General features: G+C 70.2%; 18 protein-coding genes. 10 read left to right on the plus strand and 8 right to left on the minus strand.

The genetic code is table 11. From position 1 onward, the window contains the following. The first annotated feature begins 2 nt into the window (after window positions 1-2). Genes ACTOQ2_RS29480 through ACTOQ2_RS29495 form a run of 4 tightly spaced genes read left to right on the plus strand, consistent with a single transcriptional unit; the run spans window position 3 to window position 3,838 of the window. The gene (locus tag ACTOQ2_RS29480) at window positions 3-152 is read left to right on the plus strand and encodes a hypothetical protein (RefSeq protein WP_440103941.1); all 150 of its coding nucleotides are present in this window, start codon (window positions 3-5) and stop codon (window positions 150-152) included. A gap of 59 nt (window positions 153-211) precedes the next feature. Then, window positions 212-1,933, plus strand: a complete 1,722-nt coding sequence (locus tag ACTOQ2_RS29485) for an acetyl-CoA carboxylase carboxyltransferase subunit alpha (RefSeq protein ID WP_440103943.1) — start codon at window positions 212-214, stop codon at window positions 1,931-1,933. A gap of 31 nt (window positions 1,934-1,964) precedes the next feature. Beyond that, window positions 1,965-2,453: an acetyl-CoA carboxylase biotin carboxyl carrier protein gene (gene accB, locus ACTOQ2_RS29490; protein ID WP_440103945.1), complete on the plus strand. Its 489-nt coding sequence runs from the start codon at window positions 1,965-1,967 to the stop codon at window positions 2,451-2,453. Next, the gene (locus ACTOQ2_RS29495) at window positions 2,450-3,838 is read left to right on the plus strand and encodes an acetyl-CoA carboxylase biotin carboxylase subunit (protein WP_440103947.1); all 1,389 of its coding nucleotides are present in this window, start codon (window positions 2,450-2,452) and stop codon (window positions 3,836-3,838) included. Before accB ends, ACTOQ2_RS29495 begins: the two co-directional genes overlap by 4 nt. 283 nt (window positions 3,839-4,121) lie before the next feature. Here the strand turns inward: ACTOQ2_RS29495 and ACTOQ2_RS29500 are convergent, their stop codons facing one another. Together ACTOQ2_RS29500 and ACTOQ2_RS29505 are read right to left on the minus strand one after the other, a co-directional pair. Further along, window positions 4,122-4,922, minus strand: a complete 801-nt coding sequence (locus ACTOQ2_RS29500) for an AfsR/SARP family transcriptional regulator (RefSeq protein ID WP_440103949.1) — start codon at window positions 4,920-4,922, stop codon at window positions 4,122-4,124. A gap of 166 nt (window positions 4,923-5,088) precedes the next feature. Continuing rightward, entirely contained in the window at window positions 5,089-6,597 is a 1,509-nt protein-coding gene (locus tag ACTOQ2_RS29505; RefSeq protein WP_440103951.1) for a peptide MFS transporter, read from the minus strand. 418 nt (window positions 6,598-7,015) lie between these two features. Between ACTOQ2_RS29505 and ACTOQ2_RS29510 the strand changes: the two genes are divergently transcribed. Then, complete coding sequence (locus tag ACTOQ2_RS29510) at window positions 7,016-7,366, plus strand: TcmI family type II polyketide cyclase (protein ID WP_440103953.1); 351 nt, start codon at window positions 7,016-7,018, stop codon at window positions 7,364-7,366. 91 nt (window positions 7,367-7,457) lie between these two features. Continuing rightward, on the plus strand, window positions 7,458-8,480 hold the full coding sequence (locus ACTOQ2_RS29515) for a methyltransferase (protein ID WP_440103954.1): 1,023 nt from the start codon (window positions 7,458-7,460) through the stop codon (window positions 8,478-8,480). A gap of 237 nt (window positions 8,481-8,717) precedes the next feature. Here ACTOQ2_RS29515 and ACTOQ2_RS29520 read toward each other — a convergent pair whose 3' ends face one another. The 6 genes from ACTOQ2_RS29520 to ACTOQ2_RS29545 form a co-directional block, all read right to left on the minus strand. Further along, entirely contained in the window at window positions 8,718-11,750 is a 3,033-nt protein-coding gene (locus tag ACTOQ2_RS29520) for a BTAD domain-containing putative transcriptional regulator (RefSeq protein ID WP_440103956.1), read from the minus strand. Between the two features lie 320 nt (window positions 11,751-12,070). Beyond that, complete coding sequence (locus tag ACTOQ2_RS29525; protein ID WP_440103958.1) at window positions 12,071-13,504, minus strand: MFS transporter; 1,434 nt, start codon at window positions 13,502-13,504, stop codon at window positions 12,071-12,073. 522 nt (window positions 13,505-14,026) lie between these two features. Then, window positions 14,027-14,563 (minus strand): NUDIX hydrolase family protein, encoded by a 537-nt coding sequence (locus tag ACTOQ2_RS29530; RefSeq protein ID WP_440071278.1) that lies wholly within the window; start codon window positions 14,561-14,563, stop codon window positions 14,027-14,029. 177 nt (window positions 14,564-14,740) lie between these two features. Next, complete coding sequence (locus ACTOQ2_RS29535; protein WP_440103960.1) at window positions 14,741-15,706, minus strand: acetylxylan esterase; 966 nt, start codon at window positions 15,704-15,706, stop codon at window positions 14,741-14,743. A gap of 293 nt (window positions 15,707-15,999) precedes the next feature. Then, window positions 16,000-16,500, minus strand: coding sequence for a flavin reductase family protein (locus ACTOQ2_RS29540; RefSeq protein WP_440071403.1), 501 nt, complete (start codon window positions 16,498-16,500; stop codon window positions 16,000-16,002). 21 nt (window positions 16,501-16,521) lie between these two features. Then, window positions 16,522-17,562 carry an LLM class flavin-dependent oxidoreductase gene (locus tag ACTOQ2_RS29545; RefSeq protein WP_362695061.1) on the minus strand — a complete coding sequence of 347 codons (1,041 nt, stop codon included), beginning with the start codon at window positions 17,560-17,562 and terminating at the stop codon, window positions 16,522-16,524. Between the two features lie 638 nt (window positions 17,563-18,200). Here ACTOQ2_RS29545 and ACTOQ2_RS29550 point away from each other — a divergent pair. The 4 genes from ACTOQ2_RS29550 to ACTOQ2_RS29565 form a co-directional block, all read left to right on the plus strand. Further along, complete coding sequence (locus ACTOQ2_RS29550) at window positions 18,201-19,718, plus strand: acyl-CoA carboxylase subunit beta (RefSeq protein ID WP_440103972.1); 1,518 nt, start codon at window positions 18,201-18,203, stop codon at window positions 19,716-19,718. Next, window positions 19,718-19,909 (plus strand): acyl-CoA carboxylase subunit epsilon, encoded by a 192-nt coding sequence (locus ACTOQ2_RS29555; protein ID WP_440103961.1) that lies wholly within the window; start codon window positions 19,718-19,720, stop codon window positions 19,907-19,909. The genes ACTOQ2_RS29550 and ACTOQ2_RS29555 overlap by 1 nt, the downstream gene beginning before the upstream one ends. 19 nt (window positions 19,910-19,928) lie before the next feature. Further along, window positions 19,929-20,669 carry a thioesterase II family protein gene (locus tag ACTOQ2_RS29560; protein WP_440071274.1) on the plus strand — a complete coding sequence of 247 codons (741 nt, stop codon included), beginning with the start codon at window positions 19,929-19,931 and terminating at the stop codon, window positions 20,667-20,669. Window positions 20,670-20,705: 36 nt separating this feature from the next. Continuing rightward, window positions 20,706-22,432, plus strand: a 1,727-nt coding sequence (locus tag ACTOQ2_RS29565; RefSeq protein WP_440103963.1) for a type I polyketide synthase, incomplete at its 3' end; no start/stop codon positions are given.

Below are 22,432 nucleotides of genomic sequence, written 5' to 3' on the forward strand. Positions count from 1 at the left end.
CCATGGAGTCTCCGGCGGAGCCCCGGCTCGCGTGGCGGCTCGCCGGCAGGGTGGGGCGGCACCTGTGGGCCGGGTTGCAGGGCGTCGGGAGAGTGGGCTTCGCCGACGTGTGGTTGACCGACGTGAAAGATGGCAGGGAGGACCCGCGATGACCACGACTTCTCCACCTTCTCCACCGACGACCTCTCCACCCACGATCTCCCCGCCGGCGGTGCGGGGCATTGAGTGGGTCCGCTGCTCGCGGTGCGCGGAGATGGTGTACGGCAAGCGGTTCGCGCGGGAGCTCGGGGTGTGCCCCGGCTGCGGGCTGCACACCAGGGTCGGCGCCGGGCAGCGGATCGAGCAGCTCTTCGACGAGGGATCCACCGAGCCGATCGAGGCCCCGCCGACCGTGGACGACCCCCTGGGGTTCGCGGACGACAGGCCCTACGTCGACCGGCTGCGCGAGACGCGCCTGAAGACGGGGCTGGACGAGGCCGTCGTCTGCGTCCGCGGGACGATCGAGGGACACCCGGCCGTCGCGGTCGTCATGGACTTCCGCTTCATGGGCGGCAGTCTGGGCACCGGCGTCGGGGAGCGCATCGTCGCCGCAGCCGAGGTCGCGCTGGCGGAACGCGTACCGTTCCTGCTGGTGACGGCGTCGGGAGGCGCGCGGATGCAGGAGGGCGCGCTGTCGCTCATGCAGATGGCCAAGACCAGCCAGGCCCTGGCCGAGCTGGACGAGGCCGGGATCCTGACGGTGGGCGTGGTCACCGACCCGACGTACGGCGGGGTGGCCGCGTCCTTCGCGACCCTGCCCGACGTCATCCTCGCCGAGCCCGGCGCCCACATCGGGTTCGCCGGACCCCGCGTGATCAAGCAGACCATCGGCCAGGACCTCCCCGAGGGCTTCCAGACCGCTGAGTTCCTGCGTGCCAAGGGGCTCATCGACGGGGTCCGGCCGCGGAGCGCGCTGCGCTCGACGCTGGCCAGGCTCTGCGCCCTCGGGAGCCCGGAATCCGGCACCGGGTCGGTATCGGGCACTGGCTCCGGTTCCGTGTCCGGCTCCGGTTCTGTGTCCGGGGCCGTGTCCGGAGCGGCGGGCACGCCGGAGTCGCGGCCGTCTGAGCTGATCCTCCGGCCGGAGGAACTGCCGGCCAGGAACGGCTGGACGGCGGTCCAGCTCGCCCGGCACCTGGGCCGTCCCACCACGCTCGACTACGCCGGCTACATGCTGGAGGAGTTCGTGGAGCTGCACGGCGACCGTCTGGGCGGCGACTGCCCGGCCATCGTCGGCGGGATCGGGCGGCTCGACGGCAGGCCAATCGTCCTCGTCGGCCACCAGAAGGGGCGCGACACCCGCGAGCGGGTCGAGCGCAACTTCGGCATGCCGACCCCCTCCGGCTACCGCAAGGCGGCCCGGCTGATGCGGCTCGCCGCCAAGCTCGGCTGTCCGGTGCTGACGCTCATCGACACGCCGGGCGCCTACCCGGGCATCGAGGCGGAGGAGAACGGCCAGGCCTGGGCGATCGCGGAGAACCTCCGCCTGATGTCGTCGCTGCCCGTGCCGGTCGTGGCCGTCGTCACCGGCGAGGGCGGCAGCGGAGGGGCGCTGGCGCTCGGTGTCGCCAACCGCGTGCTGACCCTCTCCAACGCGGTGTACTCGGTGATCAGCCCCGAGGGCTGCGCGTCCATCCTGTGGAAGAACGGCGCCGACGCTCCCCGGGCGGCCGACGCGCTGCGGCTGGACGCCCGGGAGCTGCTCGGGCACGGGGTCGTCGACGGGGTGATCCCCGAGCCGGGAGAGGGCGCCCACACGGACCCCGCGAGGAGCGCGCAGCTCCTGGGCGCGGCGGTCGCGGAGGCATTCGGGGAACTGGCCGTTCACGATCCGAAGAAGCTGGTCGCGGAGCGACGCCGGCGGTTCCGCCTGTTCGGCTCGGCACCGCGATAGACGGGGAACGCTGATGAGTGAAGGAAGCGCCGTGGAAAAGACGTCAGAAGCCACCTCGCACGCGCTGATCGGTGAGCTCTGCCGGTGCGCCGTCGAACTCATCGGCGCGAGCCGGTCCGGCGGCAGCGGGGTGCGGCGGGTCCGGTTGCAGGCGGGTGACTCGAGTGTCGAGCTGGAGTGGCCGGAGGCCGTGGTCGCCGTCGCGGACGGTCCCGTGGCCGTCCTTCCCGCCGCGTTGCAGCCCGCGTGGGCCGTGCCCGGGATCGACGACGCGCACCATGTCTGCGCGCCGACCGTGGGGACGTTCTACCAGGCGCCGGAACCGGGGGCGCCACCCTTCGTCGGCGTGGGCGACACGGTCGAGAAGGGACAGCAGATCGGGATCGTGGAGGCGATGAAGCTGATGAATCCGATCGAGGCCGACCTGCCCGGCCGCGTCGTGGAGATCCTGGTGCTCGACGGCACACCCGTCGAGTACGGCCAGCCGCTGTTCGCCATCGCCCCCCTCGATGCGCCGTGAACGCGCCTGGGGGTTCGTCAGGGGGCTCCACGATCTCGTCGGTTCTCATCGCCAACCGGGGCGAGATCGCGCTGCGGATCGCCCGTGCCTGCCGTGAGCTGGGCATACGCACGGTCATGGTCTACTCGACGGCCGATCGCGGCTCACCCGCGCTGCGCCTGGCCGACCAGCTGGTGCAGATCGGACCGGCCGCGGCGAAGCGGAGCTACCTCTACCCGCCGGCGATCATCGAGGCGGCGCTGAGCGCCGGGGTGGAAGCGGTCCATCCCGGCTACGGATTCCTCTCCGAGGACGCCGACTTCGCGGAGATGTGCGAGGCGGAGGGGATGACCTTCATCGGCCCGCCGCCGCCGGTCATCGCCTCCCTGGGGGACAAGACGCAGGCGCGCAAGCTCGCCACCGGAGCCGGGCTGCCCGTCCTGCCGGGGAGCGCCGGCACGCTCTCCAGCGGGCAGGCGGCCAAGGACGTCGCCGGCGAGATCGGCTATCCCGTCATCATCAAGGCGGCGGCGGGCGGCGGCGGGCGCGGCATGGCGGTGGTCCGCGACCCCCGCGACTTCGCGAAGGCCTTCGCCGAGACCCGGGCGAGCGCCCAGGCGGTGTTCGGGGACGGGCGGGTCTTCGTCGAGAAGTACGTCGACACCGCGCGGCACGTCGAGGTCCAGGTGCTCGCCGACCTGCACGGCAACGTCGTGAGCCTCGGGGAGCGCGACTGCTCCGTCCAGCGGCGCAGGCAGAAGCTGATCGAGGAGTCGCCGGCGCCCGGGATCCCGGCGGAGCTCACCGCGCGCATCGGGGAGGCCGCCGTCGCCTGCGCCCGCGCCGCGGGCTACGTGGGGGCCGGTACGTTCGAGTTCCTGGTGGACGCCGAGGGCGGTTTCTTCTTCATCGAGGCCAATTGCCGGATCCAGGTGGAACATCCGGTGACCGAGATGGTCACCGGGATCGACCTGGTCAGGGAGCAGCTCCTGATCGCCTCGGGCCGGCCGATCTCTTTTGCCGGGGAGGGCGTCGTCCCGCGCGGGGTGTCCATAGAGTGCCGGGTGAACACCGAGGACCCCGCGCGCGGATTCCTCCCGACGCCGGGACGCGTCGAGGAGTTCGTCCCGCCGGGCGGGCCGTTCACCAGGGTCGACACACACGGTGCCAACGGTGTCTCGGTGAGCGCCGACTACGACTCGCTGCTGGCGAAGGTCATCGTCTGGGCGCCCGATCGGGAGCAGGCGATCATCCGGATGGAACGCGCGCTGAGCGAGTTCGTCGTCACGGGGCGGGGGATGTTCACCACGATCGGGTTCCTCCAGGAGGTGCTGGCTCATCCGCTGTTCCGCGAGGCGAAGCACCACACGTCGCTGGTGGACGAGATGATCTCTCTCCGGCCGTGAGGAGCCCGCTTCTCCAGCCGTGAGCGGTCCGGTTCCTCTCGGTCCGGTTCGTCATCGCCGTCGGCCGCCGTTGCCGGCCGTGCGAACGGCCGCGGGCCGGTGCCGGCGGTGTGCTGCCGCCGGCTACGGGCCGCTGCCGAACGTGTGCTGCCGCCGGTTGCGGGCCGGTGCTGACGAGGTGCCGGCGCTGACGAGGTGCCGGCGCTGACGGGCGCCGGCCGACGACCGCGGGCCGGCGCCGACCGGGTGACGACCTCGGACCGGTGCCGACCACGCGGACGGCTCATGGCCGGATGGCCGTGCGCGCGACGTGCCTCGGCCGCGCGCTCCTCGGGGCGCTGGTTGCCAGTACGGCCTGCTGGAGCTCCTGCATCTCGAAGCCGGGTTCCAGGCCGAGTTCCTCGCGCAGGAGATACCGCAGGCGGTGGTAGACCTCCAGCGCCTCGTGGCGGCGGCCGGCGCGCGAGAGCGCCTCCATGAGCTGCAGGTGGAACCACTCGTCGAGCGCGTAGACGGTGGTGAGCTCTTTGAGCTCGCCGATCAGCTCGTGGTGCTGCCCCATCTTCATCTGTGTCTCGATCTTGAGCTTGATGGCATGGACGCGGAGCTCCTCCAGCCGGGTCCGGTAGATGTCCAGGCGTGGTCCGGTGACCACGTCGGCGAGCGCCGGCCCGTGCCACAGGTCGAGCGCGTGGCGGACCGCCTTCGACGCGCGCTCGACGTCGCCCGCGTGCAGGCTCTCGCGGGCGACGTCGACCAATCCCTCGAACTCGATGGCGTCGAGGGCGTCGCGCGCGATGGTGAGCAGGTAGCCCCCGTGCTTGGTGACGAGCCTCGGGGAGTCCTCGGGGCCGGTGCCCTGGGAGAGCAGTTTCCGAAGTTGGTAGACGTAGGTCTGCAGGGTCGTCTGCGCGCTCGTCGGCGGACGTCCCTCCCAGAGTTCCCCCATCAACACCTCTGTCGGAGTGACCTCGTTGGCGGAGGAGAGCAGCAACGCGAGCACGCTGCGTTGCTTCGGCGCGCTTGGCGTAATCCGCCGCGGCCCGTCCTGGATCTCTAGAGTGCCAAGTAGCTGGAAGCGCATACGTCCACCCGTTCCTCTCGGTGATGACTGTGGACTTTCCCGTTGGTGCGTGTGCCCGAGTCAGTGACCGACCCCGTATGTTCTTTTTAGTTGACGCTTCTGACGCGTCGCTGTCGCCTCTCTTTCGCCCCTTTCAGAGAATGAGCGACTGGAATTCCCCGTGTTATCAAGCGCTCGGGACCTCGCTCGGGCGGGAGGGCGGCACCGGTTCCCGCGCGGACGGAGCAATGGCCTCGGCCAGGCGCCTGCGGGCGAGGGCGAATCCCGCCGCGGTGACCAGAGCCAGCAGGGCGAGGCCGAGATAGTAGAAGGGACCGGGTTCCCCCGAGGCCAGGCGTCCCAGCAGGCTGCCGAGCCCTCCGCCGACTCCCGCGAACATCCAGTAGAGGGCCATCGTCCGGCCGGTGAACGCGGCGGGGGCGAGGTCAACGGCCGCGCTGAGCGCCGTCGGGCCGAGGATCACCTCGCCACAGGCCAGGGTGAACAGGACGAACAGCAGCCACAGCGGAGACACCCGGCCGCCCTCAGCCGCGACCGCCGCCGAGAGGCTCATCACGACGAAGCCGACGCCCACGAGCCCGTGTCCCACACTGATCTTGACGGCCACCCCGGTGCTGCCGCCGCCGCGCAGCCATAACCACGCGAAGAGCGGAGCGGTGACGAGGATGAAGAAGGGGATCGCCGACTGGAACCAGCTCGCGGGGATCAGGAAGTCGCCCACCGTGCGCGAGGTGTGCCGCTGGGCGAACAGGCTGAGCGTCGAGCCCGCCTGGATCACGAACATCCAGAACAGGGCCGCGGCGAGCAGCACCCAGCGGAACGCGGACAGCCGCCGGCGCTCGGCGCGGCTGAGCCGGGTCCGCCGGGTCAGCGCCGAGAAGTACACGAACGGCGAGACCAGGGTGACGATGCCGACGAGGGCGATCACGTGCATGATCGTGAAGGTGCCCGCCAGGACGTCGACGGTGAGGAGCACGCCGAGGACCGCCGCGACGACGCCGACCCTCCTGGCCACGGTACGGAGCTCCCCGGCGTTCGCGGGATGCGCGGCCCTGCGGCCGGTGTCGCCGAACCTGCGAACGCCCACGGCGTACTGAATGACCCCGAACGTCATGCCGAGGCCCGCGGCGCCGAACCCGATGTGCCAGTCCACCCGCTCGCCGAGGAATCCGGTGACCAGCGGCGCCAGGAGCGCGCTGACCTGGATGCCGACGTAGAAGATGGCGAGGGCGGCCTCGCGCTTCGCGCTCTCGTCCGGGCCGTAGAAGCGGCCGAGCAGCGCGAGCATGTTCGGTTTCAACAGGCCGGTGCCGGCGGCGATCATCACGAGCCCGAGATAGGCGGTCGCCTGTGTCGGCAGGAGCATCATGTAGTGGCCGAGGGCGATGACGATCCCGCCGTAGAGCGTCGCCCGCTGCTCGCCCAGGACCCGGTCGCCGAGCCAGCCGCCCGGCATGGACAGGACGAAGAGGAGCCCGACGTACGCGCCGTACAGTGCGACCGCGGTGGGTTGTGACAGTCCCAGCCCGCCCTGGCTCGTGGGCGCCACGGCGAACAGGATCAGGATGGCCTGCATGCCGAAGAAGCTGAACCGTTCCCACATGTCGGTCAGGAACAGGGTCGTGAACCAGCGTGGCCGGACGTGTGGCTTCGAGGTGCCGGAAGGCGCGGTCATGGGTCTCTCCAGGAGTGTCGACTCTCAGAATGCTCAGCCGTGGGGCTAGAGCCGGGGTCGAAGGACGGTCGAGTTCGGCCGGTCGGGCGGGCGTGCCGCGCGACGGTGGCGACGGCCGTGAGCCGGTGCGGACGCGCTTGGTTGTTCGTGTCGCGGGGCGAGGCCGCCCTGCGGTCGTGAGCCGGTGTGGACACCCGCGTGGCCTCTCGTGATCGCGGACGGTGCGCGGGTGGGACCGTCCGCGGCACTCGTCGTCCTCGCTCGGCGTCCACCGGAGCCCGGCAGGGGTCCGGCGTGCGCGTCACGGCCGCTTGAACCGGCTTCGAGCCGTCCACGAGCAGGGGCGCGCACACTACAGCAGAGATCATCCTCGATGCGCCCGGTCCGCACGCCGACCGTTACGCCAAGGAGAACCCGAATGGAACGAATCCTGGTCGTCGCACGAATGCGGCCGTCCTCGGAGACGGATGTCGCACGGTTGTTCGCCGAATCGGACCGCACCGAGCTTCCCGAGTTGGGGGGCGCCGTCAGTCGCAGCCTGTTCTCCTTCCACGACCTGTATTTCCAGCTCATGGAGGTGCGGGAGAACGCGCAGCACACGATGGGCCAGATACGGCAGCACCCGGAGTTCCTCCGCCTGAGCGAGAACCTGACGCGGTTCATCGAGCCGTACGACCCCCCGACCTGGCGCTCGCCGCGTGACGCGATGGCGCGGGAGTTCTACCGGTGGGAGGCCGGGGTGGGAGTGGTCCCCCGGCAGGCGTTGTGACAGCGAGGTGACACCGGGGCGACGAGAGCCCGATCACGCACACAAACCAGTGAGACCACTGTCACCGTTTCGGCAGGGAGGGGCATCAACCATGAACAAGAGAACGATCAGCCGCGAATCGCTGCTCGGCATGATGCAGGCGTACAAGACGACGAGCCTCCTGCGGACGGGCGTGTCCATGGGCGTGTTCGACTGTTTGGCGGAGGGGCCGGTGGACGCCGAGACGGCGGCGGGCCGTCTCGGCAGCAATCCCCGCGGCATGCGGATCCTGCTGAACGCCCTCGCCGCGGTGGGACTCGTGGAGGAGAAGGCGGGCCGGTTCGAGCTGCCCGCGGGGGCGGAGGAGTTCCTGGTGAACAAGAGCCCCGGCTACCTCGGGGACATGGTGCGGATCATGGCCAGCGACTGGGAGTGGGACGCGCTCAAGAGGCTGGACGAGGCCGTGCGGCACGGCGGGACGGTCATGGAGGAGCACGCGGAGACCCCCGGATACGGGTACTGGGAGGACTTCGCGGCCTACGCGGTGGTGGTGGCCCGCCCCACGGCCGAGGTGGCGGCGGAGGCCCTGAAGCCGTGGGCGGAAGGGCGGGAGAAGCTGGACGTGCTGGACGTGGCGTGCGGCCACGGGATGTACGGGCTGACCCTGGCGCAACACAACCCGCAGGCGCAGGTCTGGGCGCTCGACTGGCCCAACGTGCTGCCGCTGACCGAGCAGCACGCGGAGCGGATGGGGGTCCTCGACCGGCTGCACCGGCTGCCCGGCGACATGTTCGAGGTACCCCTCGGCGGCCCCTACGACATCGTCCTCGTCACCAACGTCCTGCACCACTTCTCCGAGGAACGGGCCGGTGAGCTGCTCAACAGGCTGGCCCCCGCGGTCAAGCCGGACGGCAAGATCGTGCTGGTGGGCTTCACCCTGGGAGACGAGGGCCCGGCCGAGGACCCGGCTCCGCACCTGTTCTCGATCCTCATGCTGTCCTGGACGTTCGAGGGCGAGGTGCACTCGATCGCCGCCTACGATCGCATGCTGGCCGCGGCGGGCTTCACCGGCGGCCGGAGGTACGACGTGCCGGGCCTGGCGTTCCGGGTCCTGGTCGCCGACAAGCTTCCCTGACGAGCGGCGGGGAGGGTTCGCGGTACCGGATGGGGCCCGTGATCCGTGGCATCGGCCGTCGGCGGCGACGGTCCGTGACGCGGGTCGCGGGCCCCACGCGCGCCCGGCCCGTTGTCCCGCCGTCCCGCTTTCCAGCCCGGTGTCCTTCCGGCCGGGGACCTGCGGAGATCTGCGGAGATCGCCGGGAGATCCCGCGGCGACCGGTGGAGAACCGCTTCGGGCGCATCGGGGCCCTGGTCAGGGTACGCCGTTGTACCCGCTGATCCGGCTCGGCAGCACCGACATGGTGTCCGCCCAGCCGGAGAGCCGGCGCCACGTCTGGTTGTCGCCGAGTGTGGCGCGGGCCTTGGCGAGGACGCGGGCCCCGCTCTCCCACTCCCGGTACGCGCCCAGCTCGTTGAGCCGGTTCAGGCTCGGCACGAGCAGGTCGACGGCGTCGTCGGCGCGCCCGGCCGCGAGGTGGATCTCCCCCACCACGCAGGCGAGCTCGGCCTCCCCGCGCGCGTCTCCGAGGCGGGCGAAGATGCTCCGGCTGTCCTCGGCGAGCCGCATCGCCTCCCCGAGGCGTTCCTGCGCCAGGGCGACCGCGCTGAGCAGCGCCAGGGGACGCGCCCTGCCGTAACGGTCGCCGACCCCCGCGAGCGTCCGGGCCTTCTCGGCCAGGAGGGCCGCCGACCGCAGGTCGCCGTCGCGGAGGTGGTACCGGCCGATCGCGTTCAGCGTCACCGCCTCGAAGCGGGTCTCCTGAAGCTCGCGGGAGCGCACCAGCACCCTGTCGAGGGTGCTCTTCGCCTCCGCCTCGCGTTCCGTGGCGAGCATGATGTCGGCGGTGACCCCGAGGGTGAGAATTTCGGCGTGCGGGTCGGAGGAGGACCGGGCCAGCTCGTGAGCGTCCTCGGCGAGCTCCAGCGCCTTGTCGGCCGCCTGTTGCGCGGCGTACGTGTGGGCGAGCATGGCCAGGCTGTACGGGAGCTCCCGCCACGCCTCGAGCTCTTTGAAGGCGTTCACGCACCGGGTGAGCAGTTCCCGCGCCTCGCCCACCTTGCCCTGCCTGAGCAGGAGCATGGCGCTGCCGTGTTCGGCCCGCCAGCCGGTCCGCTGGTCGCCGTTGGCCCAGCAGGCGTCGCGCACCGCGTGGGAGAGCCGGATCAGCGCCGTCCACTCGTCGCTGTGCCTGGCGAGCAGGACGACGATCTCGTACAGCCGCGCGGCCTGCTCGTGCCAGCCCTGCCGGCAGCACCACGCGATCGCGGAGAACAGCCGGTCGCGCTCGGTGGCGAGCCACTTCCACGGCCGGGCCTCCACGCGGGTCGCGTCGTGCGCCGAGAGGAGGACACCGGGCGCGCGTTCGTGTTCGTACGGCAGCTGGCCGACGGCGCGGGGCAGCTGCCGCGAGGCCTGTACGGCGAGGACCAGCAGGGTGTCGACGTAGCGGCGCAGGGCCGCGACGACAGACGGGAGAGGGTCCTGCGTGGCGAGTTCCGCCGCGTAGTGGGTGGAGAGGGGGTGCAGGCGGTAGGTCGGGTCGTCCATCGCGTTGAGACCGGAGGGTTCCAGGAGGCTGGCCTCGATGAGCTGATCCGTCAGCTGCTCGTCGCTGCCGGTGAGCGCCGCCATCGTCCACGGCGAGACCTCGGCGTCGGGCAGTAGGCCGAGCCTGCGGAACGCGCTGCGGGCGGGCGCGTCGAGCGCGATGTAGCTCTGCCTCAGGCTGTGCCGGACGTCGAGACCGCCGACTCTCAGCTCGTCCAGGCAGCGGCGCCGGTCCTCCAGCCGGTCGGCGAACGACGAGAGGCTCGCCAGTGGCCGCATGTTCAGCTTCGCCCCCGAGATCCTCAGTGCCAGCGGCAGGTGGCCGCAGGCGGCGGCGATCCGCCTCGCGGCCTTCGGCTCCCGCCGGATGCGCGCGTCTCCGATCATGCGCTCCAGCATGGTGATCGATTCCGGCTCCGTGAGGCCGCCCAGGCGCGCCGAGACGGCTCCGGCGAGAGTTGGCAGCATGTACCGGCTGGTGATGACGACGGCACAGCCCGGCGTGCCCGGAAGGAGGGGCTGCACCTGCTCGGCGTCGATCACGTCGTCGAAGACCAGCAGGACGCGCCGGTCGGCGAGCCGGGAGCGGAACGCGGCCGCGAGCTGTTCCCGCCCCTCCGGGATGGCGGAGCGGCTCATCCCGGTGGCCTCCAGCAACTCGGCCAGGACCTCCGCGGGGTCGCGCGGCTCCCCGTTCCTGCCCAGCCGGGCGAACAGCTGGCCGTCGGGGAAGCGGTCGCGCACGCGGTGCGCGAGCTGGACCGCCGTGGCGCTCTTGCCCACCCCGGGCGGTCCCGTCACGGCGACGATCGTCATCGCCCCCGGCTGCTTCCGCCGGAGGGATTCGTCGATCTCCTCCAGGACGTCGGCCCTTCCCACGAAGTCGCCGACCCCGACCGGCAGCTGGCGGGACGTCGCCCAGGACCGATGCCCTCCGTACGTCTTCTCGGCGTCGTGACGGCCGGACTCGGCCTCCAGCGCAGGGTCTCCGGCCAGCACCGCCTGATGCATGCGGGTCAGCTCGTCCCCGACGTCGAGCCCGTACTCGTTCCGCAGGACGGAGGCGACCGAGGCGTACGCCTTCAGCGCCTCGACCTGCCGCCCGCAGCGGAACAGCGCGATCATCAGCTGGCCGCACAGCCGCTCGCGCATCGGGTACTTGAGCGTGAGCCTTCGCAGGTCCGCGACGATCCCGGCGTGGTTGCCCAGCATGAGCTCGACATCGAAACGCCGGTGGAGCGCCCTGAACCACTCCTCGGTGAGCTGCGGCGCCTCGTCGCGCAGCAGCGAGTCGGAGGCGATGTCGGCCAGCGCGTTCCCCCGCCACAGCGCGAGTGCCTCCTGGAGCAGCCGGGCCTCCTTGACCAGGTCTCCGGCGTTCTCGGCGCGGGAGGCCTTGTTGAGCAGGTTGCGGTAGCGCAGGAGATCCAGGTTCTCGGTGGTGACCTCGATAAGGTAGCCACCGGGGTTGGTGCGGATCATGCTCCGGCCCTCGTGGCCGTCGTCCAGAGCGCGGCGCAGCCGTGCGAGGTGCGTCTGCAGTGACGCCCGCGCGTCACGCGGGAACTGGTCCTGCCAGAGCCGTTCCACCAGTTCGTCGGCGAGGACGACCTGGTTCGCGGACAGGAGAAGCGTCGCGAGAATGACTCTTTGTTTCGTGGCGTTGACGGTGATCAGCTGAATGCCGCGCCACACCTCCAGCGGTCCCAGGATTCCGAACCGTATCGCTTGTTCCATGGTGAAGGCCCCTCGCTTCAACAGGAATGCTGATTCGCGAATAACTATTCGATTTTCTCAATCCATATCTATATGTTTGGGCTCGCCGTTTCGCGTATGAGTCCTGCGTGCCCCGACAGGCGGATTACCGGACGCACTACGTTCGACTGTTGGGCCGCCATCCGGGAGTAAGAACGGAAGTCGCATATTCTATTAATTGCGAGCTTTGCGGGATTTTCCCGTTATGGCAACTCTTTATGGGAACATTCTCCTCGCGTGCCGGCGGATCACCCGGGAAGGGGCACGTGGGCGCCCTTTCGCGACGATGCGGAGGAGGGACGTTACTCCCCGTGACTCCGGGTGTGCCGGGGCAGGAACGGGACGAGCAGGATCGCCACGAAGAACACACCGGCGTTGTAGAAGAGCGACTGCCAGGACGCCTCGATCCAGGCCGCCCGGGTGGGCTGGCCCGTTCCCGCCAGCCCGAAGAACAGCGCGCCGATGATCGCGACCCCGATGGCCCCGCCCAGCTGGATCGTCGCGTTCGCCACCCCCGATCCGGCGCCCGCGTCACGGACCGGGACCCCGGCGAGGACGAGGTCCACCAGGATGGGCACCATCAGCCCGGTGCCCAGGCCGGCCACGAACAGGCACGCGAACACCTGCCAGGTGGTGGTGGCGGAGCCGTACTGCCTGATGACGACGATCAGCGCGGATATTCCGGTCCCCATGACGGCCAGGCCGATCCCGATGAGCCTGCGGCCGACGCGCGGACCGAACTTGACCGCCAGGTTCGCGGTGACGCCGAGGCCGATCGTCCAGCCCAGACCGGCCAGCGCCATCTGCAGCGGGGTCCAGCCGTGCATGATCTGGAAGCCCCAGACCAGCACGAGGACGTAGGACATGATGCCGGAGAAGACGAGTGTCATCAGGATGGACCCGGCGACGAAGGAGCGGTTGCGGAAGAGCGCCGGGGGCACGAGCGGGGAGTCGTTCTCGTGCCGCCGCTGGTGGAGGCCGAAGAGGAGGAACACCGGCAGCGAGGCGGCCATCACCACGAAGGCCCAGGTGGGCCAGCCCATCTCGCGCCCCTGCACCAGGGGGTACATGAGCATGATGGACGCGAGCCCGAGCAGGAGGACGCCCGGCAGGTCGAGCCGGAGCGGGCGGTCGGACCTGCTCTCGGGCATCACCCGCAGGGTCCCCACGAAGGCGAGCAGGCCGATCGGGAGGTTCACCCAGAAGATCCAGCGCCAGCCGGGTCCCGCCGTGAGCAGGGCACCGACGAACGGGCCGGTGAGGGCGGCGGCCGGGATGGCGACGCCCAGCATCCCCATCGCCTTGATGCGCTCGCGCTGCGGGAACATCGCCTGGATCACCGACAGCACCTGAGGCACCATGAGCGCGGCGAACGTCCCCTGGAGCAGCCGGGCGCCGACCATCATCGTGCCGCTCTGCGACAGGCCGGCCAGCGCCGACGCGACGGTGAACCCGACGATGCCGATGAGGAAGATCTTCCTGCGTCCCGCGATGTCCCCGAGTCGCCCCCCGGTGACGAGGAACAGCGCGTAGGTGAGGGCGTAACCGGCGAGGATCCACTGACCGAGCGAATAGTCCGTATTCAGGTCCCGCTGGATGTACGGCAGCGCGACGTTGACGATCGTCACGTCGAGCTGGTCCATGAAGACGGCCGTGAGGACGATGAACAGCGCGAGCCACCTGCGAGGGTGGGGTTCGGTTCCGGACGTGGACGCGGTTGAGGCCTCCGTCGCCATCTGCACCTCTTCTGGTTTCGTGTCACGTTCGCGGGCCTGTCACCACGTCGCCGCCGCGCGTGATGCCCAGAGGTTCGGAGGTTCGGGGGTTCGGGGGTTCGAAGGCGAGGCCGTTTCACGACGCCGCAGTGGCCTCGGCGCCATTTTGACGCGGCCCCCTGCTCGTGCACGCCCCCGCCTCCGGATGAGGCCGTGGATCCGTCGGCGGCTCACGGAACCGGTCACGGTGGCGTGGCGACTCCTCCTTGGGCATCCGGGGCCGGGGGGCGAGACCCGGTCCGTGACGTCCCGTTCCCGACGCGGCTTAACCGGCTCATCGTCGCGCGAACGGCTAGAGCCGAACTCAAGCGTCACTACAGGAGCGTCACCACAGGCCGGTGACCAGAAGCGGGAAGGACACGCGATGCCGGGTCCCCTGACCTTCGGGGGGCGGAGCCGTCACGCCCCCCGGCGGAGCATGGTCACCCGCGCGAAGTATGGTCACCCGCGCGGAGCATGGTCACCCGGCGCGGGGACGAGGGGTCAGGAAAGGCAACCGACGTGGGCGAGGGCCTGCTTCAGCAGGACGCCCTGCCCGCCGAGCATCTCCTGCTGCACCAGCGGGGACGAGGCCTCCTCGGGGGTGAACCAGACGAGGTCGAGGGCGTCCTGCCGGGGACGGCAGTCACCCGCGACCGGGACGACGTAGGCGAGGGAGACCGCGTGCTGCCGGGGGTCGTGGTAGGGGGTGATGCCCTGGGTCGGGAAGTACTCGGCGATGGTGAACGGCTGCGGGGAGGCCGGGACGCGGGGCAGTGCCGTCGGGCCGAGATCCTTCTCCAGGTGGCGCATGAGCGCGTCACGGACGCGCTCGTGGTGAAGCACGCGGCCGGAGACGAGGGCGCGGCTGACCGCTCCGTCCGCCCCGATGCGCAGCAGCAGGCCGACACGCGTGACCACTCCCGTCTCGTCGACCCGCACCGGTACGGCGTCGATGTAGAGAATCGGCATCCGCGCGCGGGCCGACTCCAGTTCCTCGGGAGCGAGCCAGCCGGGCGTGGTTTCGGTCATTTCGGTCATTGACCGATCGTACGTCGCGGCCGGCTCGAAAACGCGTTCCCTCCCCGCGACCGGCTGTCGAAAGCCGGTGCCGGCGGACACGGCACTTCAAGATCTTCCCGTCAGCCGGCGATCTTCCCGTTCCCGCACGGGTCCGGATCACGGAACGCGCGCGCCTTCCCCCGGCGGGGTTCGGGGTCAGAAGAGCCGTGAGAGCCACTCGGCCTGCTCGCGCTGCAGGAAGGCCTCGCCTCCCTCGTGGTCGTTCCACTCGTAGGCGATCATCTTTTTCCGGCCGCCGTAGTGGTTGAAGGCCGCGTAGCCCCCCGAAGGCGGACAGGTCTCGTCACGCAACGCCACGCTGAACAGCGCCGGGCAGCTCGCACGGGGCGCGAGGACCGCGAGGTCGAAGTACGCGGTCATGGCCAGGGCGGCGCCGGCCTCGGCGCGATGGGTGCGGCACCACTTCACCAGCTCGGCGTAGGGGCCCTGCGTGGCGAGATGAGCGGAACGCCGGATGTCGCAGAGAAACGGGACGTTGGGCATCGTGCCCGCGACCGTCGGATGCAGGGCCGCGGCGGCGAGTGCCAGCGCGCCACCCTGGCTGGTTCCGGTCGTCACGAGCCGCTCCCGATCGGCGAAGGGAAGCAGCGCGGCCGCGTCCACCGCGCGGACCGCGTCGGTGAAGAGACGGCGGTAGTAGTAGGAGTCGCGGTCCGGCAGCCCGTCGGTCAGGAACCCCGGGACGCGCGGACTCCCCGAGGTGCCCGTGTCGGGGGTGTCTCCCGTACGCCAGGCGCTGCCCTGACCGCGGGTGTCCATGACCAGGTGCGGATGGCCGACCGCGGACCAGTAGAGCCACTCGTGGGGGAGGCCGCGGCCGCCTCCGTAGCCGATGTACTCGATGACGGTCGCCCGGGTGCCGTCGGCGTCCTTCGGCACGAGATACCACGCGCGGATCGGCTGGCCGCCGAACCCCGCGAAGGTGACGTCGTAGACGGCCACGGACCGCAGGGGGGTGTCCTCGACCGGCTCCGCCGTCACGTTCAACGGGTGGTCGGCGGCCTCGTCCAGAGTCTTCTGCCAGAACTCGTGGAGATCTTCCGGTGTGTACAGGTTCGGCAGGTAGTTCGCGATGTCGTCCAGGGGTAGTTCCCAGCCCATGGGCCGCCCTCCGTGTTCCGCTCAGAATGTCGCCCGACCCCGGTCGTGACCGTACAGGATCGATGTGGCCGAGGCGATCGCGCCGACGTCCAGGAGGGACCGGAGCATCGCGCGGGGAAGGCGATCGGCGCCGCGCTCGTGCCGTGGAGGAAGCGCGCGTCGTATCCGGCGCCGTCCTGCCCGAGCCCCGGTGCCCGCGGGGTGCTCATCGTGTCAAGGATGCGGGCAGGGGCGGGCCGCACGGCACAAAGCCCAGGTCCGGATATGGGCCTGGGCTTTGTGCGGGGCAGGGGTCACGAGACCGTCTGGAGGGTCCGGCAGGGCGTGGCCAGGGCGTCGGCGCACACCCGGTGCAGCTGTCCCTGATGGAAGACCAGCGGCTCCCCGTCGTCGTCGTTCGTGGCCAGTGAGGTCACCCTGGCGAGGATCAACTCGTGGTCTCCCACCAGGTGGCTCGCCTCCAGGACGCAGTCGATCCACGCCAGCGCGCCGTCGATCGCCAGATGGCCGCTCTCCTTCGTGGACCAGCCGATGCCGGCGAACCGGTCGGCGCCCCTGGTCGCGAACGATCGGCACACCCCCGCCTGCTCGACGCTCAGCAGGCTGATGGTGAAGGCGCCCACGGCCCTGATCCGCGGCCACGTGGTCGAGGTGTGAGCGGCGCAGAAGGCCACGATCGGCGGGTCGAGGGAGACCGACGTGAATGAGTTGACCGTGAAACCGCACGGCTCGCCGTCCGACATCGCGGCGATCACCACCACCCCGGTCGGGTACCGACCGAGCACGCGCCGCATTCTCAGGCTATCGATCATCACTCACCGCGCTTCCCACGTCCGCTTGAGCCGGTCGAGATGGTTGAGGCTGTCGAGCACGGTGTCCGTGTCGGGGACGAAGTCGATGAGACAGCCGATCTCGTCGACGCCGATCTTCTCGAGGGAGTGCAGCAGGGCCATGCCGTCGTCGACCGTGCCGAAGAGGCCGCCGGTGTCGAAGTAGCGGTCGAAGGAGATCTCAAGGAGGAACTCGATGTCCTCGGAGTCCATCGATTCCGGGTCCAGGCCGGGAACCAGCTCCTCGGCCGCCTTCATGACCAGCCCGATCGAGCTGCGCAGGTAGTCGGTGAACGGCTGGTGGACCACCTCGCGCACGCGGGCCCGGTCCTCGCCGAGGAAGGTGTGCAGCATCAGCACGACATGGCCGGTGCCGCCGTGGTTCCTGGCGAAGTGCTCGCGGTAGTCGGCGACCTTGTGCACCAGCTCGTCCAGGCTCTGGCCGAGCAGGTGCGTGAGGATGCCGACGCCGAGCTCGCCCGCCTGGCGGAACGTCTCGGGGTTGCCCGAGCTGGTGAGCCACGTCGGCAGTTCCGGCTGGATCGGGGCCGGATGGGTCCGGAGCTTGACCGGCTCGCCGGCGCCGTCGTTCACCTCCACCGACTCCTGGCGCCACAGGCGCCGCACGGTGTCGACCGTTTCTGTCGTCACCTGCCTGCGGTTGCCGTAGTTCTCCGGCCGGAGCGCGAAGTCGTCCAGGTGCCAGCCGGTCGCGAAGGCGATGCCGGCGCGGCCGCCGGACAGGTTGTCCACGACCGCCCATTCCTCGGCGATGCGTGCCGGGTGGTGCAGCGGGGCCACGACGCTTCCGGCGCGGATCGCGACGTGCTCCGTCACGGCCGCGATGGCCGCGCCGGTGACGGCGGGGTTGGGGTAGCGGCCACCGAACTCATGGAAGTGCCGTTCCGGCGTCCACACCGCGGAGAAACCGTGGGTGTCGGCGAACCGGGCCCCTTCCAGCAACAGCCGGTACTGATCGGTTCCTGCCCTTGCCTCGTCAGCGAAATAGAAAAGGCCAAAGTCCAACGGTTTCTCCTAACGTGCTGTAGGGCTCGCATGGAGCACACGCTCGTATACGGCCAAGCGGCACCATTATTTGCCGGATCGGAGAAGCCGAGTAACCCCTAGGATCCACTAAACGGGCGGGGCCGTGCGCGGCGCGAGCCCGGTGGCCTCCGGTTTCCATCCGCCTCCATCCGCGCGGGCAGCCGGCGGGGACCTCTTCCGAGCACGCGTCGTCGCGGACGGCGCCGCGCGAAACTCCCAGGTGACCGCGCATCACGGCTGTGGCGCCGTACCCGGTGCCGCGGCCGGCGATGAGTTCGGCCCCGCGGTCGCACCGGATCGGCGGCAGGGATTCACCCCGCTCACGGGACCCCGTGCCGCCCGCCGCCGGGCACCGGCCCCTTACCCCACCGGCCGGTGTAGGGGACTTCGTAGGGGAATACCGGCCCGATCTTTAGGGGCGAGCCCCGGTAGCTACGCCGCTGTCTCATGGGCTGGAATGAGGCGTGAATGAGGCGGGGCATCCGTTCACGAAATGAATGGCGCATTGTCGAATATCCCTGCTTATCGGCCGAGAGGATATACGCAACGTGACTCTTACCACAGAACGCGGCCTGGAAACACCTCTCTCGCAGCGGGAGAGGGTCGCCGAACTCGGAATGCTCAAGGATCAGGCACGCGGCGGTGATGTTCAGTCGGCCACGGAGCAGCAGCGGGCCAAGGGCAAGCTCACCGTCGACGAACGGCTGGAACTGCTCTTCGACCCCGGTAGCTTCACCGAGATCGAGCAGCTGCGCAGGCACCGGGCGAGCGGCTTCGGCATGGAGAACAGGCGACCGTATACCGATGGCGTCGTGACCGGGTGGGGCACCGTACACGGACGCACCGTTTTCGCCTACGCCCACGACTTCCGGATCTTCGGCGGCTCGCTCGGCGAGGCGCACGCCCAGAAGATCCACAAACTGATGGACCTCGCGGCGGCGACGGGCGCGCCGCTCGTCAGCCTCAGCGACGGGGCCGGCGCCAGGATCCAGGAGGGCGTCACCGCCCTGGCCGGCTACGGCGGGATCTTCCAGCGCAACGTACGGGCCTCCGGGGTCATCCCGCAGATCAGCGTGATGCTCGGCCCGTGCGCCGGTGGCGCCACCTACTCGCCGGCGCTCACCGACTTCACCTTCATGGTCGACGGCATCTCGCAGATGTACATCACCGGCCCGAGCGTGGTCGAGGCCGTGACCGGCGAGAAGATCAGCCACGACGGGCTCGGTGGCGCCCAGGTGCACGGAACGCTCTCCGGGGCCGCCGGATTCGTCTACGACAACGAGGTGGACTGCCTCGAGGAGGTCCGCTACCTGCTGTCCCTCCTGCCGGCCAACAACCGCGAGGCGCCGCCCGACCTGCCGACGGACGACCCGGCCGACCGGCGCTGCGACGCCCTCCTCGACATCGTGCCCGTCGAGCTCAGCAGGTCGTACGACATCCGCGAGGTCATCAGGGAGATCGTCGATCTCGGTGACTTCTTCGAGGTGCACACCCTGTGGGCGACCAACGTCATCTGCGCCCTGGCCAGGATCGACGGCCAGGTGGTGGGAATCGTGGCCAACCAGCCCTCCTCGCTGGCCGGCGCGCTGGACATCGACGCCTCGGAGAAGGCGGCGAGATTCGTCCAGTTCTGCGACGCGTTCAGCATCCCGCTGGTCACCCTGGTCGACGTGCCCGGCTTCCTGCCGGGCAAGGACCAGGAGCACGCCGGCATCATCAGGCACGGGGCGAAGCTGCTGTACGCGTACTGCAACGCCACCGTTCCCCGCATCCAGGTCATCCTGCGCAAGGCGTACGGCGGGGCCTACATCGTGATGGACTCCCGTTCCATCGGTGCGGACCTGTCCTTCGCCTGGCCGACGAACGAGATCGCCGTCATGGGCGCCGAGGGCGCGGCGAACGTCGTGTTCCGCAAGGAGATCGCCGCGGCCGACGACCCCGAGATGATGCGCGCCGAGATGATCAAGGAGTACCGGCAGGAGCTCATGCACGCCTACTACGCCGCGGAGCGCGGCCTGGTGGACGACGTGATCGACCCGGCCGAGACCAGGGCGGTCCTGGCCCGGTCGCTCGCCATGCTCCGCGCGAAGAACGCGAAGGTCCCGTACCGCAAGCACGGAAACCTGCCGATGTGATGGCCGGCGACGACGACGTCATCTTCCGGTTCGTACGCGGTGAGCCCGACCAGGAAGAGGTGGCCGCGGTGATGGCGGCCCTGTCGCGCACCTCCGCGAGCCGGCCTCAGGACGGCGACGCCTCCGCTCATCTCCCTTCCTGGAATGAGCCGGAAGTCTTCGAGGCGCCGAATTCATGGTCCTCCCGGTGAACCAGGAGAAGGAGTACAAATGATCACCGAAACCGGAACGTGGCTGCGGTCGTTCCAAGCCGCGCCGCCGCTCGCCACCCGCCTGATCTGTTTCCCGCACGCGGGCGGCTCGGCCTCATATTTCCATCCCGTCGCCAGACAGCTCTCCTCGCTGGACGTGCTGGCCGTCCAGTATCCGGGCAGGCAGGAACGCCGCCACGAGCCGTGCATCGACGACATCGCGACGCTCGCGGACCGGCTTGTCGAGGAGATCATCCCGCTGGCCGACCGGCCGATGGCCTTCTTCGGCCACAGCATGGGCGCCGTGGTCGCGTTCGAGGTGTCCAGGAGGCTGCTGACACATGGCATCTCACCGCTGATGCTGTTCGCCTCGGGCCGGCGCGCGCCCTCCTGCACGCGCAACGAGACGGTGCACAAGGAGGGCGACCAGGCGCTCCTGGCCGAGGTGCGGCGACTCGGCGGGACCGACCTGCGCATGCTGAACGACCCCGAGGTCGTGAGCATGATCCTGCCCTCGCTGCGCGGCGACTACAAGGCGATCATGACCTACCGATGCCAGCCCGGAATCAAGATCGACGCGCCCGTCATCGCGTTGGTCGGTGACAACGACCCCCATGTCTCGCTGGACGAGGCGATCCGCTGGAAGGAACACACCAGCGGCGCCTTCGACATGCAGGTCTTCCGCGGCGGCCACTTCTACCTGAACTCCCACGCCCCAGCGGTGATGCGGACGATCACCGAAAGCATCCCGAGCGCGTAGTCCCACTTTCGATAGCGCGAAGAGTACGAGGCGAGCATGACTGCGAACGACACCAAGCTCATCGAGGCCCTGCGTTCCTCGCTGAAGGAGACGGAACGGCTGCGTGCGCAGAATCGTTCTCTCACCGACGCGGCGCGCGAGCCGATCGCGATCGTGGGGATGGCCTGCCGGTTCCCCGGTGGGGTGTCCTCGCCCGAGGGTCTGTGGGATCTGGTGGACGCCGGTGCCGATGCGATCGGCGAGTTCCCCGGCGACCGCGGCTGGGATCTGGAGCGGCTCTACGACACCGACCCCGACAACCGGGGCACCTCGTACTCGCGGTCCGGCGGGTTCCTGCACGACGCCGGCGAGTTCGACCCCGGGTTCTTCGGGATCAGCCCGCGTGAGGCGCTCGCGATGGATCCGCAGCAGCGGTTGCTGCTGGAGGCGTCGTGGGAGGCGGTCGAGCGGGCGGGCATGGACCCGGTGGGGTTGCGCGGCAGCCGTACGGGTGTCTTCGCGGGTGTGATGTACCACGACTACGCGCCCCAGCTCTCGGACGTGCCGAGTGAGCTGGAAGGCCTGATGGGCACCGGCAACTCGGGCAGCATCGCCTCCGGCCGGGTGTCGTACACGTTCGGGTTCGAGGGTCCGGCGGTCACGGTGGACACGGCGTGCTCGTCGTCGCTGGTGGCGCTGCACCTGGCCGTCCAGGCGCTGAGGTCGGGCGAGTGCGACCTGGCGCTGGCCGGCGGGGCGACCGTGATGGCGACTCCGGCGACTTTCGTGGAGTTCTCCCGCCAGCGTGGCCTGTCGGTGGACGGTCGGTGCAAGGCGTTCTCCGCGTCGGCCGACGGCACCGGCTGGGCCGAGGGCGTGGGCATGCTGCTGGTCGAGCGGCTGTCGGACGCTCGCCGCAACGGTCACCGGGTGCTGGCCGTGGTCCGCGGCAGCGCGGTCAACCAGGACGGCGCGAGCAACGGGCTGACGGCGCCGAACGGTCCTTCGCAGCAGCGGGTGATCCGCCAGGCGCTGGCCAACGCGGGCCTGTCGAGCGCGGATGTGGATGCGGTCGAGGCGCACGGTACGGGTACCAGGCTGGGCGACCCGATCGAGGCGCAGGCCATTCTGGCCACCTACGGTCAGGAGCGGCCGGAGGATCGGCCGCTGTGGCTGGGGTCGCTGAAGTCGAACATCGGTCACACGCAGGCCGCCGCGGGTGTCGGCGGTGTGATCAAGATGGTGATGGCGATGCGGCACGGGACGCTGCCGCAGACGCTGCATGTTGACGCGCCGTCGCCGCACGTGGACTGGACGGCCGGTGCCGTCGAGCTGCTGACCGAGGCGCGTTCGTGGGATGTGGAGGACCGTCCGCGCCGGGCCGCGGTGTCGTCCTTCGGCGTCAGCGGCACGAACGCGCATGTGATCATCGAGCAGGGTCCGGCGGAGGCCGAGGTCGAGGCCGGTGCTGTCGAGCTGCCGGTGACGCCGTGGCTGGTCTCGGCCAAGACTCCCGAGGCGCTGCGGGCGCAGGCCGGGCAGCTCGCGTCGTGGGTGGAGGAGCGGCCGGAGCTGGGCTCGGCCGATGTGGCCTGGACGCTGGCGACGGGCCGTGCGCTGCTGGAGCAGCGCGCGGTGGTGGTCGGTGCGGATCGGGATGAGCTGGTGGCGGGTCTGCGTGCCCTGGCCGAGGGTACGGCGACGCCGGGTGCCGCGGCCGGTGGTGGCAGGGTGGCGATGTTGTTCGCCGGTCAGGGCAGTCAGCGGGTGGGGATGGGCCGTGA

The sequence above is a fragment of the Streptosporangium sp. H16 genome (genome assembly GCF_051918855.1).
In the GTDB taxonomy this organism is placed as follows: domain Bacteria; phylum Actinomycetota; class Actinomycetes; order Streptosporangiales; family Streptosporangiaceae; genus Streptosporangium.

Coding starts and splice junctions, on each gene's coding strand:
- ACTOQ2_RS29480 (WP_440103941.1), top strand. CDS start 3: ATGGAGTCTCCGGCGGAGCCCCGGCTCGCGTGGCGGCTCGCCGGCAGG.
- ACTOQ2_RS29500 (WP_440103949.1), bottom strand. CDS start 4,922: ATGCGCTTCCAGCTACTTGGCACTCTAGAGATCCAGGACGGGCCGCGG.
- ACTOQ2_RS29505 (WP_440103951.1), bottom strand. CDS start 6,597: ATGACCGCGCCTTCCGGCACCTCGAAGCCACACGTCCGGCCACGCTGG.
- ACTOQ2_RS29510 (WP_440103953.1), top strand. CDS start 7,016: ATGGAACGAATCCTGGTCGTCGCACGAATGCGGCCGTCCTCGGAGACG.
- ACTOQ2_RS29515 (WP_440103954.1), top strand. CDS start 7,458: ATGAACAAGAGAACGATCAGCCGCGAATCGCTGCTCGGCATGATGCAG.
- ACTOQ2_RS29520 (WP_440103956.1), bottom strand. CDS start 11,750: ATGGAACAAGCGATACGGTTCGGAATCCTGGGACCGCTGGAGGTGTGG.
- ACTOQ2_RS29525 (WP_440103958.1), bottom strand. CDS start 13,504: ATGGCGACGGAGGCCTCAACCGCGTCCACGTCCGGAACCGAACCCCAC.
- ACTOQ2_RS29530 (WP_440071278.1), bottom strand. CDS start 14,563: ATGACCGAAATGACCGAAACCACGCCCGGCTGGCTCGCTCCCGAGGAA.
- ACTOQ2_RS29535 (WP_440103960.1), bottom strand. CDS start 15,706: ATGGGCTGGGAACTACCCCTGGACGACATCGCGAACTACCTGCCGAAC.
- ACTOQ2_RS29540 (WP_440071403.1), bottom strand. CDS start 16,500: ATGCGGCGCGTGCTCGGTCGGTACCCGACCGGGGTGGTGGTGATCGCC.
- ACTOQ2_RS29550 (WP_440103972.1), top strand. CDS start 18,201: ATGCTCAAGGATCAGGCACGCGGCGGTGATGTTCAGTCGGCCACGGAG.
- ACTOQ2_RS29555 (WP_440103961.1), top strand. CDS start 19,718: ATGGCCGGCGACGACGACGTCATCTTCCGGTTCGTACGCGGTGAGCCC.
- ACTOQ2_RS29560 (WP_440071274.1), top strand. CDS start 19,929: ATGATCACCGAAACCGGAACGTGGCTGCGGTCGTTCCAAGCCGCGCCG.